This is a genomic window from Rhizobium aethiopicum (genome assembly GCF_900094625.1).
GTDB lineage: Bacteria > Pseudomonadota > Alphaproteobacteria > Rhizobiales > Rhizobiaceae > Rhizobium > Rhizobium aethiopicum.
This window is the reverse complement of record NZ_FMAJ01000017.1, coordinates 16,625-33,615: the sequence shown is the minus strand read 5'-3', so window position 1 is coordinate 33,615 and position 16,991 is coordinate 16,625. Positions and strand designations below refer to the sequence as shown.

15 protein-coding genes and 1 riboswitch are annotated in these 16,991 nt (G+C 62.6%); of the genes, 2 read left to right on the top strand and 13 right to left on the bottom strand.

Annotation, left to right across the window (positions count from 1 at the left end; all coding sequences use genetic code 11):
* Positions 1 to 23: 23 nt before the first annotated feature.
* The 7 genes from GA0061105_RS26540 to epmA form a co-directional block, all read right to left on the bottom strand.
* Positions 24 to 2,504 carry a glycoside hydrolase family 2 protein gene (locus GA0061105_RS26540; protein WP_092753818.1) on the bottom strand — a complete coding sequence of 827 codons (2,481 nt, stop codon included), beginning with the start codon at positions 2,502 to 2,504 and terminating at the stop codon, positions 24 to 26.
* A gap of 16 nt (positions 2,505 to 2,520) precedes the next feature.
* Positions 2,521 to 3,501 (bottom strand): DUF1839 family protein, encoded by a 981-nt coding sequence (locus tag GA0061105_RS26535; protein WP_208601705.1) that lies wholly within the window; start codon positions 3,499 to 3,501, stop codon positions 2,521 to 2,523.
* Complete coding sequence (locus tag GA0061105_RS26530; protein WP_092753816.1) at positions 3,492 to 4,400, bottom strand: amino acid--[acyl-carrier-protein] ligase; 909 nt, start codon at positions 4,398 to 4,400, stop codon at positions 3,492 to 3,494. The genes GA0061105_RS26535 and GA0061105_RS26530 overlap by 10 nt, the downstream gene beginning before the upstream one ends.
* A 4-nt stretch (positions 4,401 to 4,404) precedes the next feature.
* Positions 4,405 to 5,586 (bottom strand): acyl-CoA dehydrogenase family protein, encoded by a 1,182-nt coding sequence (locus tag GA0061105_RS26525; protein WP_092753814.1) that lies wholly within the window; start codon positions 5,584 to 5,586, stop codon positions 4,405 to 4,407.
* Positions 5,586 to 5,837, bottom strand: a complete 252-nt coding sequence (locus GA0061105_RS26520) for an acyl carrier protein (RefSeq protein WP_092753812.1) — start codon at positions 5,835 to 5,837, stop codon at positions 5,586 to 5,588. Before GA0061105_RS26520 ends, GA0061105_RS26525 begins: the two co-directional genes overlap by 1 nt.
* Positions 5,838 to 6,101: 264 nt before the next feature.
* Positions 6,102 to 7,151 carry a lysine-2,3-aminomutase-like protein gene (locus GA0061105_RS26515; protein WP_092753810.1) on the bottom strand — a complete coding sequence of 350 codons (1,050 nt, stop codon included), beginning with the start codon at positions 7,149 to 7,151 and terminating at the stop codon, positions 6,102 to 6,104.
* Positions 7,148 to 8,209 carry an EF-P lysine aminoacylase EpmA gene (gene epmA / locus GA0061105_RS26510; RefSeq protein ID WP_092753808.1) on the bottom strand — a complete coding sequence of 354 codons (1,062 nt, stop codon included), beginning with the start codon at positions 8,207 to 8,209 and terminating at the stop codon, positions 7,148 to 7,150. Before epmA ends, GA0061105_RS26515 begins: the two co-directional genes overlap by 4 nt.
* A gap of 148 nt (positions 8,210 to 8,357) precedes the next feature.
* Here epmA and efp point away from each other — a divergent pair, with 148 nt between their 5' ends.
* Positions 8,358 to 8,927 carry an elongation factor P gene (efp, locus tag GA0061105_RS26505; RefSeq protein WP_092753806.1) on the top strand — a complete coding sequence of 190 codons (570 nt, stop codon included), beginning with the start codon at positions 8,358 to 8,360 and terminating at the stop codon, positions 8,925 to 8,927.
* Between the two features lie 60 nt (positions 8,928 to 8,987).
* On the opposite strand, the gene GA0061105_RS26500 is transcribed toward efp, so the two are convergent.
* The 6 genes from GA0061105_RS26500 to metA all read right to left on the bottom strand — a co-directional run bounded on the left by GA0061105_RS26500 (position 8,988) and on the right by metA (position 14,855).
* Positions 8,988 to 9,716, bottom strand: coding sequence for an SIS domain-containing protein (locus GA0061105_RS26500; protein ID WP_064696466.1), 729 nt, complete (start codon positions 9,714 to 9,716; stop codon positions 8,988 to 8,990).
* A 17-nt stretch (positions 9,717 to 9,733) separates the two neighbouring features.
* Positions 9,734 to 10,885 (bottom strand): N-acetylglucosamine-6-phosphate deacetylase, encoded by a 1,152-nt coding sequence (gene nagA / locus GA0061105_RS26495; RefSeq protein ID WP_064696467.1) that lies wholly within the window; start codon positions 10,883 to 10,885, stop codon positions 9,734 to 9,736.
* Complete coding sequence (locus GA0061105_RS26490; protein ID WP_092753804.1) at positions 10,885 to 11,916, bottom strand: SIS domain-containing protein; 1,032 nt, start codon at positions 11,914 to 11,916, stop codon at positions 10,885 to 10,887. The genes nagA and GA0061105_RS26490 overlap by 1 nt, the downstream gene beginning before the upstream one ends.
* The gene (locus GA0061105_RS26485) at positions 11,909 to 12,685 is read right to left on the bottom strand and encodes a GntR family transcriptional regulator (protein WP_064696469.1); all 777 of its coding nucleotides are present in this window, start codon (positions 12,683 to 12,685) and stop codon (positions 11,909 to 11,911) included. The genes GA0061105_RS26490 and GA0061105_RS26485 overlap by 8 nt, the downstream gene beginning before the upstream one ends.
* A gap of 131 nt (positions 12,686 to 12,816) precedes the next feature.
* Positions 12,817 to 13,839 (bottom strand): aldose epimerase family protein, encoded by a 1,023-nt coding sequence (locus GA0061105_RS26480; RefSeq protein ID WP_092753802.1) that lies wholly within the window; start codon positions 13,837 to 13,839, stop codon positions 12,817 to 12,819.
* A 92-nt stretch (positions 13,840 to 13,931) separates the two neighbouring features.
* On the bottom strand, positions 13,932 to 14,855 hold the full coding sequence (gene metA, locus GA0061105_RS26475; RefSeq protein WP_092753800.1) for a homoserine O-acetyltransferase MetA: 924 nt from the start codon (positions 14,853 to 14,855) through the stop codon (positions 13,932 to 13,934).
* 48 nt (positions 14,856 to 14,903) lie between these two features.
* Positions 14,904 to 14,981: riboswitch (SAM riboswitch) on the bottom strand.
* Positions 14,982 to 15,134: 153 nt separating this feature from the next.
* Between metA and GA0061105_RS26470 the strand changes: the two genes are divergently transcribed.
* Positions 15,135 to 16,988: an ABC transporter ATP-binding protein/permease gene (locus tag GA0061105_RS26470; protein ID WP_092753798.1), complete on the top strand. Its 1,854-nt coding sequence runs from the start codon at positions 15,135 to 15,137 to the stop codon at positions 16,986 to 16,988.
* Positions 16,989 to 16,991: the final 3 nt, after the last annotated feature.

The window sequence follows — 16,991 nt, the reverse complement described above, 5'->3', positions numbered from 1 at the left end:
ATTTGCATCGTTCCTCGCGAGCCTCAGCCCGCAAGCCCGACGCGATGTGAACTGCCTAGACTTCTGATCTCGCCCGTCGGCGGAACATCGCTCTCCGTGCCGGCGAGCGCGGAGAGCTTCACGCGCCGCACCGGGCCGGGAGCAAGGTGGAACCAGTCGTCGTCGGCCCTGTAGCCTTCGACGTCGATATGCACCGATTGCGCCAGCCGGTCGGTCCTGAGATCGACGACCCAGGTATCGCCGTCTCTGCCGAGCGACGCCTCGATGTCGGCGTCGTGCAGTGCTTTTCCGCGCCCGCAGGGGAAGTGGAAGCTTTCCGCGAGGGTGACGCCGTCGGCGAGCGAGCGCAGCCGGGCCAGGCTGGCGTCATGCGACGGGGGTCCGAAACGGAAGGCATAGGTCGTATCGAAAAAGGCGCCGAACAGCGCGGTCGAGGCGAAGCGTTCCACGCTCCTTGCCGCCAGCTTGAAGGCCATGCTGCCGCTCACGACCTGCTGTTTTCCATCACGCAGGCAGACGACCTCGAGCTCCACATCCAGGGCGGCGTCGGTCTCGTTGACGACATGGACGTCGAGACCGTTGGTTCCTTCGTCGGTAAAGACTGCCTGGATCGGCCGGAACGCGCGGCGCAGCGCATACCAGACAGGCTTCGGCTCACCGGTGGAATCGATCACCCCCCAGCCGGGGCCGGGCAGGAGGTCCTGCAGTGTCCAGACCAGCGCACCGTTGCAGGTGGAATCCTTGCGCCGCCATTCGGCGAAGGTCTCCTCGATCACCTCGCCGGTGACGGCGCGGGAGAGATCGAGATAACGTTCCGGATCTTGGCGGCGTAGCCGGGCCGGATCGAAGTCGTAGAGAAGCTCCAGATAGAAATCGCGGACATCCTCGAAATCCCACGATGCGCCGCGGTCACGAGGCACGCGGGCCTTCCACAGTGGACTGTGGACGGCTGGCACATCGAGGTGGCGTTGCAGCGTCCTTTGCTGCGGCACATGCGCGAAGGCGAGGCTTTCGGATGCGAAGCGCACTTCCGCGCGGCGGGCATCGGCCATCGGGCGCATATAGGCGCCGACGCCGTAATAATGCGCGACGCCTGAATTGGGCGAGAACGGCATCGCGCCGCCAGAGGGCGAGTTCGGCACATAAGGCACATCGGGACGCATGCGCATGGCGATGGCCGGGATGATTTCGTCGGTAACAGGCCCGCTCCAGAATTCCGTGGGCAGGCCGAGCATCGCGGCCTGCTGGTGAATCTCGCTGCCGCCGCAGAGCACGGCAAGCGACGGAGATGCCTGCACGCCGTGCAGGAACTCCTCCACCTCGGCATGCACATGGCCGAGAAAGGTCTTGTCGTTGCGGGGATAGTCGAAATTGGCGAACATGAAATCCTGCCATACCAGCAGGCCGAGTTCGTCGCAGAGCGCGAAGAAATCCGGCGTCTCATAAGCCATGGTGCCGCCGATGCGGATCATGTTCATGCCGGATGCAGCGGCAAGCCGCAGAAACGGCTCGTAATCCGCTCTCCCTCCCGGCAACCGCGCGATATCGGCCGTCGTCCAAACCGCGCCGCGGCAGAACATACGTTCGCCGTTGACGAGGAGCGCGAAGTCATTGCCATCAGCGCCGCGCTCGACTTCGATCCGCCGGAAGCCGGTCCGGCCAAGCGGATATTCCGTGCCGTCGGAGACAAGCGTCATTTCGTAAAGACGTGGAGCGCCATGCGTATGCGGCCACCATGGCTCGATGTCAGAAAGTTTGAGAATAGCCGAGTAATGATTATGGCCGACCTTCTCGAAGGGCTGCTCCATGCCGCCGCAGCGCAGCAGCATGGCCGGCTCCTCGGCATTGCTGTGCAGGGAAACGCTGAGACGGCCGGCGCCGCTCTCCTCCAGGACCGCGCGGATGGCAACATTGTCGATCGAGACGGGGTTGCGCCGCGCCAGTGAAATCGGCCGCCAGGGCCCGACGGCATGAATATCGGGGCACCAGCCGGGCATATGGCCGAGCAGCGTGGTGCGGAAGTTCTTGAGGCCTGTCGGCGTGATCATTTGCGGGCGCCAGCGCGCGCGGGGGCCAGGCTCCGACAGGCGAGGCCCGAGCGCCCGGAAGCAGAGCGCCAGCTCATCACCGCCCAATAGCGTCACCGGAATTTCATGCGCCGTGAACATGCTTTCGGAAAAGAGGATTTCCTCACCGTTGAGGAAAACATGGCATAGCGTGGCCAGCCCGCCGAAACGCAGGATCGCTTCGCCGGGTTCGGCATCGAACAGCCGGCAGAGGTACCAGGCATCCCTGGTGTTGAGCGGCTCGGGATTTTCCCGGTCGAACATTCCGGCTTTTTCGAGTGCCCCGGCAACGGTGCCGGGAACGGGCGCGGGAATAAACTTGGCGGAAAGGGGAATGTCGTGCGGCACGGCGCAGGCGCCCGGTTCCGTCAGGATCAGGTTCCAGCCTTCGGAAAGCACACTTTCCTCGGCTCCGATGCTTGCCAAACGCCCCCGCATGGTCAGATCTCCGGCCCTAGAGTCGCTCCGCAAGCGACGTCATCATGGCATCCCATGCATCGGCGGCCGGATCAAGGGCTGCCTGCAGCGGCTCGAACTTCCTGCGGGCGACGGCGCGGGCAAGCTGGAACTGCACGGATTTCGCCGCGTCGGAAATGCGCCGGGCATCCTCGGCGGCCGCCGCGAATTCGGTTGAGGACAGCCAGGTCAGATAGTCAGCCGCCAGCTCGAAATTGGCGCCCACTTGGCGAAGCGTGTTGAAGGCGTATTTGTGGAAGAAGCCGAACGGCCGCTCCGCCACGGTTTCCACCTGCTGCGGAAAAACGCGGGCGAAGGCGCGGATCGGGTTTTCGCGGGGACGCCTGGAGAAATGAAATCCGGCAAGCCGCCGCGCGGTCGCACGCAGATGCGCTTCGTCAGCCGGCTTTTCCGGCAATCGCGCGAATTCGGTATAGGGCAGGAACGGCGGATCGCTCTCCGTCAGATGCAGCTGGAACAGCCCATCGAAGTCCTCGCCCTCCAGGTGGAAATAGCCGGCATTGTGAAAATACTCGACGCGCTTTGCGACGACATCCAGCCGGTTGATCGCGACCGTCGTCTTGCCGTGCTCCTGCCGATAAGCGGTGCCGCGCGTATCCGGCATATAGAAGGAATCCATCTCGATCAGGCAGAGACGGCCCCGCGCAATCTGGACTTCGACATGCCGTTCGACGCGGTCGTAGATCGCAAGCTCGGTGGCGCGGATGCCGTAGAGAGCTTCGAGATCCTCGAGTGGCACCTTGAAGAAAGTGAACTGGTCGCCCTCGAAATCCTGCGCCAGAGTGAAACCGAGCATCGCCTCGGGCGCTGCGCCCGAGCTGTTCAGCACTTCGATCCAAAGATCGACATAGCAGTTGGTTTCCGGCCAGGCGCGCTCGCCGGAATGCAGAGCGTGCGGCCGGTAGGTTTCCGGGTGGAGCCCCGGGAAGACCGATGTCATCGACGTCATCAGCCCCACAGCGTTTTCCGCACGCTGGCCGGCCATTGCTTCACGTCGAGCCCGTGGTGGTGGAAGAGGGCGAGCGCGATGCGCTCCAGGCCGAAGCCGACGCAGGCCGTATGTGCGGCGCTTCCGTCTTCGAGGTTCAGACCCCACTTCAAGCCGAACGAATCCTGATGGTAATTGAAGCTCATGCAGGCGGTCGGATTTGCCGCCGACGTGATCGGGATCAGCAGTTCGAACTTCAAGTTCTGGTCGCGCTGGTTGTTGACCATCATCTTGCCGGCGCGGCCGAAGAAGGGATCGTTGGCAACGTCGATAGTTACATCGAGGCCGAGCTGTTTCATCATCTCGACGCCGCGATCCATCCATTTCTGACGGAAATCGGTGACGTGCTGCTCGGTGCCCATGCAGACATATTCACGCATGCGGAACAGCTGCTGGCGGGCGGGATCCCTCGAAGGCTCATGGCGGAAGCAATAGGACTGCAGATCGAACAAACCGCCCGTCTTCGGCAGGTTACCGCGCTTGGCGACCGTCGGATAGAGCGGATAGCAGGCAGCCGGCGTCAGCACGATATCGGTGGCCTTCTGGTCCCTGGTCCAGTCGTCGCCGACTTCCATGCATTCAAGCAGGCTCATATGGTCGAGCTCGCTGCCGCAGAAACTGTGCACCGTGCCGGCCAGCTGCGGGAAGCTCTTCATGTAACCGCTTTTTTCGAAGAGCGCGCGGTTCATGCCGGGCGGGAAGCGCATCGCCTCGGCGCCGTCGGCGCCGCCGAACGCGTCGATCAGCCGTTCGAAAGCGGTGATCACATCTTCGAACTGGCCGCTGCGGCCATAGAGACCATCAACGCCGGTATCGATCAGCAGGCCGGACTCGAAGAGCCGGTCGAGAAACGAGGTCTGCATATCCATGGCTTTACCCCAGTAGGCTAGTGTCCTGCTTGTGGACGAGAAGCATGCTCGACGTGTTGCCGAGGATGCGGTCGTTCGAGATCATGAGTTGGGCCGAATGCGCGTCGCGCAGATGGCGTCCGAGGCTGAAGGGCGTGCCGTTCTTGTAGCCCATGATGCCGCAGATCAGCATGGCGTGATTGACGATCTCCAGGATCGTCTCGGAAGAGGCAATCTTGACGTTGTTCATCGCCACCGCAAAACCCATCGACGACAGCCGGTCGGGGTCCGATTTGGCGTCTTCATAGGCCTTGAGCCCGGCGACCACGTTGGATTTCACCATCTGCAGCAGGTTCGAAACCTCGGCGAGGCGCAGCGCGCCCGGCGGCGACGCATCCGGCGCTTTGCGGGCGGCGGCACGCACGAAGGCCTGGGCGCGGGCGACCGCATCGACGGCGATGCCGTACCAGACGCCGCTCCAGAGCAGATGCGAAGAAGCGAGCATCGATTGCGCGGCGATCTCGGCGAAAGGCTTCGGCAGGATCTGATGTGCCGGCGCTTCGCCTTTGAAGAGGAAACCGTCGGAGCAGGTGCCGCGCATGCCGAGCGTATTCCAGGCATGCGTTTTCTCGAGCGTGTACTGGTCTTTGAGGAAGGCCGTCAGCACCTGATCGGACGAGGCCGCCTGCGCATGGGCACGCGAGGTGATCAGGATGGCATCGGCGTGCGAGCCGTAGGAAATGACGGTAGCATCTTTTTCGAGGCGGCAGTGATCGCCAGTAACCTCGACCGCGCAAATGCTGTTGCGCAGGTTTCCGCCGATCCCGCCCTCGGTGGTGGCCGACGCGATCAGCAGCTGTTCGGCAGCGATGCGGCGCATGAAGCCGCAATGCCATTCGCTGTCGGCGCCGTGTTCGACGAGGCTCGACAGCTTAATATGGTGCATGGCGAAGACCATGGCGCTTGCTGCGCAGGCCTGGCCGAGCATCGAGCACAATTCGGCGATTTCGGTGATCGAGGCCGATTCGCCGCCGAGCTGCCGGGGCACCTGAATGCCGAGCAACCGTTCGGCCTTCATCGCATCCACGGCTTCCCGGGGAAACCGGCCCTCGGCATCGACAACATCGGCGTGTTTGGTCGCCACTTCGGCGACACGGGCGACCCTTGCGACAAGACCGTCCTGCATGATCTTGACGGGGAAGTTCATCAGGCGACCTTCCGGCTGTCCTGAATGGTGTCGACCGTCTTGGCGATGGCCGAGATGCTCGCGAAGGATTTGCGGTTCAGGAGATTGTCGGGGAATTCGATGTCGAACGCTTCTTCGATACCCAGCATCAGCTGCACCGAGGCAAAGGACGTCAGACCCGCCGCATAAAGATCGGCGTCGTCGGCGACCTGGTCGATTGCGACAGGAAGTTTGCCGAATTTGGCTACGAGGTCGCGGATTGTCTTATTCATCCCATCACTCCAAGATTCTCATGATCCCGAACCGGCGTTCATCGCCTTGTCATGAGCGTCCTTTTAGTGCGGAAAACAGAACATTCCGCTAATTTGTTGGGTTAAAGATGATTGTTCCTCATGGTTAGGATTTTAGCGATTCTTCCGATGAAAGCTTGGATATTCATTTTAAGTCAATGAGCTATGGTCATTTGCGCAATTATGCTCGGCGTCGGTTCCGACGCGGCGAGTACAGAAATGACACGCAAAGTACACTTCGCGCCATCAGGCCGGCGGATAGGAATGCGCGCCGCCGCGATGATCAGAGACGGAATAACACCCCTCGCCCGTCGGCTGGATGCTGTTTCCGCTGACGACGGCCTTGCCGTGACCGCCTGGGATGTCGAGGATGTAAGTCGGCTGGCAGAGCCCGGAAATCCGTCCGCGCAGCGCCGCCACGATCCTCTGCCCCTCCTCGATCGTCAGTCTGAAATGGCCGGTGCCGGGCGCAAGATCGGGGTGATGGAGGTAATAGGGTTTGACGCGGCTTTCGACGAAGGCCTTCATTAGCTCGGCCAGCACGTCGGGATCGTCGTTGACGCCCTTGAGCAGCACCGATTGGCTGACCATGGCGATGCCGGCATCGACGAGGCGCCCGCAGGCCGCGCGCGCTTCCGCCGTCAGTTCCCGGACATGGTTGGCATGCAGCGCCACATAGACGGTCTTGCCGCTCGCCTTCAGCGCCGCGATCAGCGCCGCATCGATCTTCTCGGGATCGACGACCGGAACGCGGGTGTGGAAACGCACGATCTTCACATGCGCGATCCCGGCAAGCGCCTCCATGATGTCGCGGAGCCGGCGCGGCGAAAGCACCAGCGGATCGCCGCCGGTCAGGATGACTTCCCAGATCTCCGGGCGGCCGCCGATATAATCGAGAGCTGCCTGCATCGCCGCCGCATCGAGCGTGCCCAAACCCTGCGGCCCGACCATTTCGCGGCGGAAGCAAAAGCGGCAATAAACCGGGCAGACATGCACGGCCTTGAGCAACACGCGGTCGGGATAACGATGGACGATGCCTTCGACAGGGCTGTGGGCATGGTCGCCGATCGGATCGGCACGTTCTTCGGGGGCCACGATAAGTTCGGCAGCGTCAGGCACGAACTGCCGCGCGATCGGATCATCAGGGTCGGCGCGGTCGATCAGCCTGGTCATCGCCGGCGTCAGGGCAATTGCGTAACGTGCGGCTATCTCGTCGAGCATTGCACGATCGCCGGGAGGGGCAAGCCCCGCTTTCAGAAGATCGTCGACGCTCTTGACCGGTTTGACGACATTCATCTTCCATACTCCGCGACCGGCGCCCAGAGCACCTGGTCGATGCGCGACGCTCCCGTCGCCAGCATCACCAGTCGGTCGAAACCGAGAGCAATGCCGCTTGCCTCGGGCACCAATGACAGCGCAGCGAGGAAATCCTCGTCGATCGGATAGGTCTCGCCGTAGATCCGCGCCTTCTCGGCCATCTCGATCTCGAAGCGCCGCCGCTGTTCGCCGGCGTTGGTGAGCTCGCCGAAGCCATTGGCAAGCTCGACGCCGCAGGCATAGAGCTCGAAGCGCTCGGCAACTCGGGGCTCGCGTGCCGAAGGACGCGCCAGTGCGGCCTCCGAAACAGGATATTCGTCGAGAATGGTAATGCGGCCGAAGCCGAGATGCGGCTCGATCTTTTCGACCAGCACCCGGCTGAAGAGATCGGCCCAGCCGTCGTCATCGGCGACACGCATGCCGACGCGCCTGAGTTCGGCCGCCAGATGTTCGCGATCGGTCGAACCGTCGGCGGCGACGGAAGCGAGAAGATCGATGCCGGCGTGACGTTCGAAGGCTTCGGCGACAGTGATCCGCTCCGGCCCGGCGAAGGGATCGCTCTCGCCGCCGCGATAGGCGAGCACCGGCGTCTTCACCGTTTCGGCCGCCAGGGCCAGGAGACGCACGCAATCCATCATCAGGCTCTCATAGCTTTCGCCGGCCCGATACCATTCGAGCATGGTGAATTCGGGATGATGCAGCGGCCCGCGCTCACGGTTGCGGTAGACATGGGCAAAACAGGAGATGCGCTCCTCGCCCGCCGCAAGCAGCTTTTTGCAGGCGAATTCCGGCGAAGTGTGCAGATAGAACGGGGCCTTTTGCCCGTCCGTCGTCAGCGCTTCCGTCGCAAATGCATGCAGATGCGCCTCGTTGCCGGGTGAGATCTGCAGCACTGCCGTATCGACCTCGATGAAATCCTCGCGCGCGAAAAATCCGCGCAACGCGGCCTGAATCGCATTGCGTCCGATCAGAAACGGACGGCGATCGGCATGCACGGACGGGGTCCACCAGGGGGACGCTTTCGCCGAAAAATTCATTCCAAGCTTTCTTCGCCGGAGAAGCCGGTATGGGGGTGGCTATTTCCCGGATTTTAGGTTAGTTGCGCCCCCAAAGAAAAACATTTGCGTCTCCGGGGCGTCTCGACAGTCATCTACGACGCCGAAAGCCGAGTTACAAGGAAGTCTTATGGTCAAGGTCATCGCCTCTTCGGTCCGCAAGGGCAACGTTCTCGATGTCGACGGCAAGCTCTATGTCGTTCTCACCGCCCAGAACTTTCATCCGGGCAAGGGCACGCCGGTAACCCAGGTCGACATGCGCCGCATCGTCGACGGCGTGAAGGTCTCCGAGCGCTGGCGCACCACCGAACAGGTCGAGCGCGCCTTCGTCGAGGACGTCAACTTTCAATTCCTCTATGAAGACGGCGAAGGCTTCCACTTCATGAATCCTGCCAACTACGACCAGGTGGTCGTCAGCCAGGAAACCATGGGCGACCAGAAGGCCTATCTCCAGGAAGGCATGACCTGCATCCTGTCGATCCATGAAGGCATTCCGCTGGCGCTCGAACTGCCGCGCCACGTCACGCTCGAGATCGTCGAGACCGAACCGGTCGTCAAGGGCCAGACTGCGTCATCGTCCTACAAGCCGGCCATGCTCTCCAACGGCATCCGCACCTCGGTGCCGCCGCATATCGACGCCGGCACCCGCGTCGTTATCGCGACCGAAGACAATTCCTACGTCGAACGCGCCAAGGACTGATCCTGGTTTATATCTCTGCAGAAGGCCGGTTCAGACCGGCCTTTTTTGTATCTGCCGACGTCAAAGATGCGGATTGCGCGGCCGGTATTTCCGCACGAGCTTCTGGTTTATCTCGGCAGCCCCGGGCATGTTGGCGCTGAGATAGACCGGCGCATCGCCGGATTTGGAAAGCTCCGAGGCGACTTCCGCGAAGACGGCGTTGATGACCGTCACCCCGACCGCCGTCGAGACCGGCCCGACCCGAAGCCCCGTGCCCTCGAGATCGATAACGGCGTCGCCCGGCGGCAATCCGTTATCGAGCACCACGTCAGCGACTTCGGCGAGGCGTCGACGGCCATTGGCGATCGCTGAGGAATAGGCAATCGAAGTGATGGCAATCACCTTCGCGCCGATCTCGCGCGCATAGTCGGCGGCCTCGATCGGCGCGGCGTTCACGCCGGAATTGGAGGCGATGATGATGACATCGCCGGGCTGCATGCCGTAACGCTCCAGCATCGGCCGCACCAGGCCCTGCGTGCGCTCATAAACCGAACTGATGACCGCGCCCTCATGCAGCATGGCCGAGCCGACGAGCACCGGAACGGTAAGCGCAAGCCCGCCGGCGCGATAGTGCACCTCTTCCGCCAGCATATGTGAATGCCCGGTACCGAAGACATAGACGCGCTTGTCGCCGCGGGCAGCATCGAGAATGACGGCTGCCGCCTGCGCCATGGGCTCGGCAAGCACTTGCTTCAGCTCTTCCAGCCGACCGATCAGGTTGGAGAAATAGGCATCCGTGATGGCAGTCATCTCACGTCTCCTTGAGGTCAGGCCGCCTCGCCCGAAAGCCAGGTGGCTGCAACCGTAAGCGTATCGGTCAAATGGACGAGGTCGGCGCGGGCGCCCGGCGACAGATGGCCGCGGTCGGCAAGCCGCAGGAAACGCGCGGGGTAAAGGGTCGCCATGCGCAGCGCCTCGGCGAGCGTCAGGTCGAGATAGGTGACGCCGTAACGGATCGCCGAGATCATGTCGACGTCGGAGCCGGCGAGCGTTCCGTCGGGAAGCACGAGCTTCGAGCAAAAGCCGCCCTTTTCGCGCCGGACGGTGCGTCCGTTCAGCGTGAACGAGTCCTGCTGCGAGCCGACGAGCGACATGGCGTCGGTGACGAAGAACAGTTTGCCTTCGCCGCGCTTGGCGCGCAACGCCGTGCGCAGCGCCTTCGGATCGACGTGATGGCCGTCGGCGATGATGCCGCACCAGGTCGCGGGATGGTCGATCGCGGCGCCGACGAGGCCGGGGGCGCGATGTCCCATCTGGCTCATCGCGTTGAAGAGGTGGGTAACGCCGCGCGCGCCGGCATCGAAACGCTCTTCCGCTGCCTCACTCGCGCAGTCGGAATGGCCGATGCTGACGGTGACGCCGGCTTCCGCAAGCTCGCGCACCTGGGCAACCGTCACCTGCTCGGCGGCAATAGTGACGAGCAGCGTTCCGATCGCCTCGCGCGCCCGGATGAAAGCGCTGACATCACTGTCTTCTACCGGCCGCATCAGTTCCGCCAGATGCGCGCCTTTGCGGGCGGGCGACAGATGCGGGCCCTCGAGATGCAGGCCGGCGACGCCGCGGTTTTCCTTCACGGCCTCCTTCGCCGCCGCGATGGCGGCATTGGTCGCCTCCGACCTATCGGTAATTAGGGTCGGCAACAGCGACGTCGTGCCATACGGCCGGTGCCCGCCGGCGATGATATCCATCGACGCCGCGGAAGGCTCGTCGTTCAGCATCCGGCCGCCGCCGCCATTGACCTGCGCATCGATGAAGCCGGCAGACAGGACGCCGCCCGCAAGTGTGACTGTGTCGCCATCAGGCAGGTCGATTCTCGCGACGATCGCTTCAATACGGCCGTCGGCAACGATGAGTGCCTTATCGTCATGGAAGCGCTCGCCATCGAAAATACGGGCGCCGACGAAGATCTTGCGCCGCATCAGACCGTCTCCGTCACCTTGAGCAGGTTGGCCGGCCGGTCGGGATCGAAGCCCTTGCGGCGCGTCACAGACTCGATCAGCCGGTAATAGACAAGCAGCGACACCAGCGGGTCGAGGAGGCCGTTCCCGGTTGTCGGCACGCGCAGATTGATACCGGAGAGCGGCTGCGTGGAGAAACCGACGGTGGTGGCGCCGAGCTTCTGCAGGCGCTCCAGCGCCTGGCCGTTATTGGCGAAAGCCGCGTCGTCGGGCGCGAAGGCGACGATGGGAAAGCCCGGCTGCACCAGGCGCATCGGGCCATGCATCAGTTCCGCCAGCGAAAAGGCCTCGGCATGGAGGCCGGAGGTTTCCTTGGCCTTCAGCGCCGCTTCGAGCGCGATCGCGAAAGCCGGACCGCGGCCGGCCGTATAGAGCGAGGTCGCGTTGAACAGCACCTCCTCGGCCGGCGCCGTATCGAGGCCGGCGGTCGCCGAAAGCGCTTCCGGCAGCTTGCCGAGCGCGGCCTGCAGATCGGACGCACCGCCGATCGCAGCCGTCACGCCGGAAAGGGCGGCAACGGACGCGATGAAGGATTTCGTCGCCGCCACACTCTTCTCCGCGCCGGCGTTGAGGCCGAGAACGATATCCGCTTGCTTGGCAAGCGGACTGTCGGTGACGTTGACGACGGCGATCGTCGTCGCGCCGCCCTTCTTGGCCGCGTCCTGCAGTGCGACGATATCGGGACTTGCACCCGACTGCGAGACGGTGAAATGCACGCCGCCTTTCAGATGGAGAGAAGCGCCGTAGACAGAAGCGATCGACGGGCCGACCGAGGCGACCGGTACGCCGCAGGTAATCTCGAAGAGATACTTGAAGAAGGTGGCGGCGTGGTCCGAGGAGCCGCGCGCGGCCGTCGTCACCACGCTCGGGCGGGAAGTCGAAAACAGCCGGGCGATCTCTGCGAAAACCGGCGTTCCCTTTTCGAGAAGTGTGGCCACCACCTCCGGCGACTGGCCGGCTTCCTGCAGCATCAGCGACTGGGTTTCACTCATGGTCATCTCCAATTCTCAATTCGGCAACAAAATCATAGGCATCGCCGCGATAATGCGAGCGGGTGTATTCGACGACGCGCTGGTCTTCCAGCCGTGAGACACGTTCGATCAAAAGCGCCGGCGCGCCTGATTTTACATTCAGCATCGCGGCATAGGACGCATCGAGTGTCACGGCGGTCAGCCGCTGCAGCGCGCGCACCGGCCGATGTCCGTTCGCCGCCAGCGCATCGTAGAGCGATCCCTCGCCGCCTGCGTCCTCGCCCAAGAACTTGAGCGGCACGACGGCGCGCTCGATCGCCAGCGGCAGACCGTCGGCGAGGCGCAGCCGGTCGAGCCTCAGCACCTGCTCGTCGCCGCCCAGACCGAGCAGGAAGGATTCTTCCGGGGACGGCGTGTTGACTTCCCGCGACAATATCCGTGCGGCAGGCAGACGCCCGCGCGAGCGCATATCGGCGGAGAAGGAGGAAAGCCGCCAGAGCGACTGCTCCATGCGCTCCACCTTGCTCGATACGAAAGTACCGCTTCCGCGGCGCGATTCCAGTGCACCCGACGCCATCAGGTCGCGATAGGCGGTGCGCACGGTGACGCGGCCGAGCTTGAGGGCCTCGGCGAGGTCGCGCTCGCCAGGCAGCGCCGTACCCGGCTTCAGCAGTCCTTCCTGAACGAGGCTGGTCAGCGCCTGCGCCAGCCGCTTGTAGAGCGGGCCGGTCAGCGCTTCGTCGCGCAGGCCGCGCCTATTCAGCTCCGTCACCAGACTGGTTCTATCCATGGGAATACAATAGAACCTATTTAGAACCAATCGGCAAGGCGGAATCGAACGCGGGAAACAAAAAACCCTCTGCGGTGGCCCGCAGAGGGTTCATAACGACCAAAGTTGACAGCCGTGCGTCCTGAAGGCGCTCAGCTCTTGGTGAAGATATAATCCGTCTCCTGGCGCAGCACCTCGCCGGGGCGCAGGACCGCATTCGGGAAACCTTCGTGATTGATGGCATCCGGCCAGACCTGCGTCTCCAGGCAGAAGCCGGCGAACGGGCCGTATTTGCGCCCGTCGAGACCGGGAGCCCCCGTATTGAGCTTGAAGCCGGCATAGAACTGCACGCCAGGCTCGGTGCTGCGCACTTCCAGCGACACGCCGGAATAGAGGCTGCGGGCGAGTGCGACGGTGCGCTTGGCGGTGCGTTCGCGGGACAGGCAAAAATTATGGTCGTACAGCACCTGTTCACTGCCGACGAAGCGCTTCATCGGTGCCATCTCGCGGAAATCGAATTCGGTGCCGCCAACGGAGCGGATCTCGCCGGTCGGCACCTGCTTCTCATCGGTCGGCAGATAGTGATCGGCGGCGATCATGATATCGTGACCCAGCGCATCTTCGTGGCCGTCGAGATTGAAATAGGCGTGCTGGCAGACATTGGCGAGCGTCGGCTGATTGCTGGTCGATTCGTAGGTGATCGACAATTCGCCGTTGCCGTGCACCCGGAACGTTGCCTGGATGGTGCAGTTGCCGGGATAGCCGGCGCGGCCGTCGGGATCGACGATCTTCATCACCAGGCGGTCGACGGCATGCTCGACGATCGTCCAGTTGCGCTTGGCGATATTGTCGCTGCCGCCATGCAGATGCGTGACGCCGTTTTCGTTCAGTTCGAGCTGATAATCCGTGCCGTCTAGCGTGAAGGCGCCGCCGCCGACGCGGTTGGCGCAGCGGCCGGGCGTCGCGCCGAAATAAGCCGAATGGAGGGGGTAGCTGTCGAAATCATCGAAGCCGAGCTGCAGCGGCGCGTCATGGCCGGCAAGGCGCAGATCCTGGATGACAGCACCCCAGGTGATGATCTTGGCGGTCAGCCCGCCGCCCTTGATGACGACGCGATAGACGGTCTCGCCCGCCTTCGTCTGCCCGAAAACTTCCCGCTCCAACTTATCCGACATGATCGACCGTCCGTTCTATTCCTGAGTTCAGGACCGGAACCTGCCCGCATTTGTCCCAAACCGCAACCGGGCAGATTAGAAAGAAACGCCGCTCAGAGATCCATGCCGATCTCTTCGAGATCATAGGGCGTCGTCTGGTAGATCTCGTTGATCCAATTGCCGAACAGGAGATGCGCATGGCTGCGCCAGCGGTTCTGCGGCGCCAGCGTCGGGTCGTTATGCGGGAAGTAATTGTGCGGCATCTTGATCGGAACGCCGGCATCGACATCACGAAAATACTCTTCGGAAAGCGAGGTAGAATCATATTCGACGTGGTTGAACATATAAAGCCGCCGGCCCCTCTTCTCGTGCACGAGGCAGACGCCCATCTCGCTCGATTCCATCAGGATTTCCAGGCTTTCGGATTTGTCGATGTCCTCCCGGCGCACCTCGGTCCATCGCGACACCGGAACCTCGAAATTGTCGGAAAAGCCATTCAAATAGATGGAGGAAGGTTTGAGATTCCGGTGGCGGTAGACGCCGAAGGCTTTTTCCTTCAGCTCGTATTTCGGAACGCCGTGAAAATGATAGATCGCTGCCATCGCGCCCCAGCAGACGTTCATCGTCGAATGGACGTTGGTTTCCGTCCAATTGAAGATCTCCTGCATCTCTTGCCAATAGGTAACGTCCTCATAGGGCAGGAGCTCGATCGGCGCCCCGGTGATGATGAAACCGTCGAACTTGCGCTGCTTCACCTCCTCCCAGGTCTGGTAGAAGGCGAGCAGATGGTCTTCCGATGTGTTCTTTGGCTTGTGGCCGCCGATGCGGATGAGCGACAGCTCCACCTGCAGCGGCGAGGCGCCGACAAGGCGGGCCATCTGTACTTCGGTCTTGATCTTGTTCGGCATCAGGTTGAGCAGCCCGATCTGCAACGGTCTTATATCCTGACGGATCGCCATCGTCTCGGTCAGCACCCGCACGCCTTCCTGAACCAGGGTTTCGAAGGCGGGCAACGTATCGGGAATCTTGATGGGCATTGCGGTCACTCGATCAAAACAAAAAACCGGCGGCGACAAAAAATCGCTACCGGTCCGCACGCGGCCCTTTAGCAACTTTTTTAACGTGGCTGCAAGCCGGCCGGCCAAATCACCACGGATTGTTAATTAGCCCCTGTCGGGCCGCGAATCAACTGCCGAATGCATGCGGCAGCGGCCCGCGCAAGCATCATCACAGTTTAATGACTGATAGAATCTGTTGATAGACCGATAACGCCACCATGTTAATAATGACGATATGGGCGGTGTTGGAAAAGCGTGATGGCAGATAAAATCGAGGGGAGGCCGGGGACCCGGAGGCAGGATAGGGTAGGTTACGATCTCAGCCTGACATATCGCCTCGGGGTGATGTTCTCGGCATTCTGGAATTCGCAAGTGCGTGGCAAGGTGCTGTTTCTGGCGACCGTGCTGATCCTCGTCATATTGGCGACAGCCTATGGCCAAGTGATCCTCAACGAGTGGAACGCCCCCTTCTACGATTCGCTCGAGCGCCGTGACCTCGGCGAATTCTTCGACCAGCTCGAAATTTTCGCAATGATCGCCGGCACGCTGCTGCTGCTCAATGTGCTGCAGGCCTGGCTGAACCAGATGACCGCGCTCTATATGCGTGAGGGCCTGTCGCGCGATCTCGTCGACCAGTGGCTGAAGCGCAAGCGGGCGCTGCGGCTTGCCTCCAGTGGCCTGATCGGCGTCAATCCGGACCAGCGCCTGCATGAGGATTCCCGCAACCTCGCCGAAAGCACCACGGGCCTCGTCCTCGGACTCTTACAATCGACCATTCTGCTGGTGAGCTTCATCGGCGTGCTCTGGGAACTGTCGAGCGGCTTCATCTTCCACATCAGCGGCCACAGCTTTTCCATCCCGGGCTATATGGTCTGGGCGGCGATTTTCTATGCGGCTTCAGCCTCGGTGCTCAGTCAGGTCGTTGGCCGCAAGCTGGTGAAGCTCAATGCCGACCGTTTCTCGAAGGAGGCCGAGCTTCGCTTCACGCTGATGCATGCGAACGAAAACATGCCGGCGATTACCGTTGCCCGCGGCGAGGAGAACGAACGCCGGCGCATCAACACCGATATCAGTTCGGTGCTGAGGGTCGTCAAGCGGCTCGCCATGGCCAATACCAACCTCACCTGGGTTTCGGCCGGCTACGGCTGGCTGGTAATCGTCATCCCGATCATCGTCGCCGCTCCCGCCTATTTTTCCGGCGGCCTGACCCTCGGCCAGCTGATGATGTCCGTCGGCGCCTTCAACCAGGTCAATACGGCGCTGCGCTGGTATGTCGCCAATTTCGGCCCGATCGCCGAATGGCGCGCCACGCTGATGCGCGTCACGGATTTCCGTCAGGCGCTGCTCGACATGGATGAGGACTTCGACCTGAAGGGCAGCATCGCCTATGAAAACACCGCGCCCGACACGCTGACGCTGAAGGATGTGGTGATCAACGCCAAGATCGGCGAAGACATCGCGGAATGCGGCGGCTTCCGCCTGCGCGAGACCGACGTCGTGATCAAGGCCGGCGAAAAAATCATGATCAACGGCGATCACAGCGTCAATCGCAAGCTGCTCTTCCAGGCGATGGCCGGCCTCTGGCCGTGCGGCAGCGGCACGATGGGCCTGCCGCCGGCCGACGAGATGCTGTTCGTGCCGCAGGTCGCCTATGTCCCAGGCGGAACGCTGCGCGAAGCGCTGGCCTTTCCCGAAAGCCCCGATGCCTACGAGAGGGCGGCCGTCGAGGCGGCCCTCGAAAAGGCCGGGCTGCATTCGCTGGTCGCAAGGCTCGATAGCCGCGCCCGCTGGGACAAGCTGCTCGACGGCGACGAGCAGAAGGCGATCGGCTTCGCCCGGCTGCTTCTGGTGCGCCCGCGCTGGATCGTTTTCGATGAAGTGCTTGAGGGCATGGAGCCGGAATGGCAGGAAACGATGTGCCGAGTGCTGGCCACCATGCCGGAAACCGCCATGATCTATATCGGCCGCTCGGAAACCTATCTCGAGGCCCTGCAGCCGCGCGTCCTGCACCTGCAGGCGCTGCCGGCAGAATCCGAGGAACTGACGCCTGTCGCCGAGACCGGCGCCAACGCCGAGGCAAGCGCGGCTGCCATCCCGGCGCCGGCGCTGTAAGCC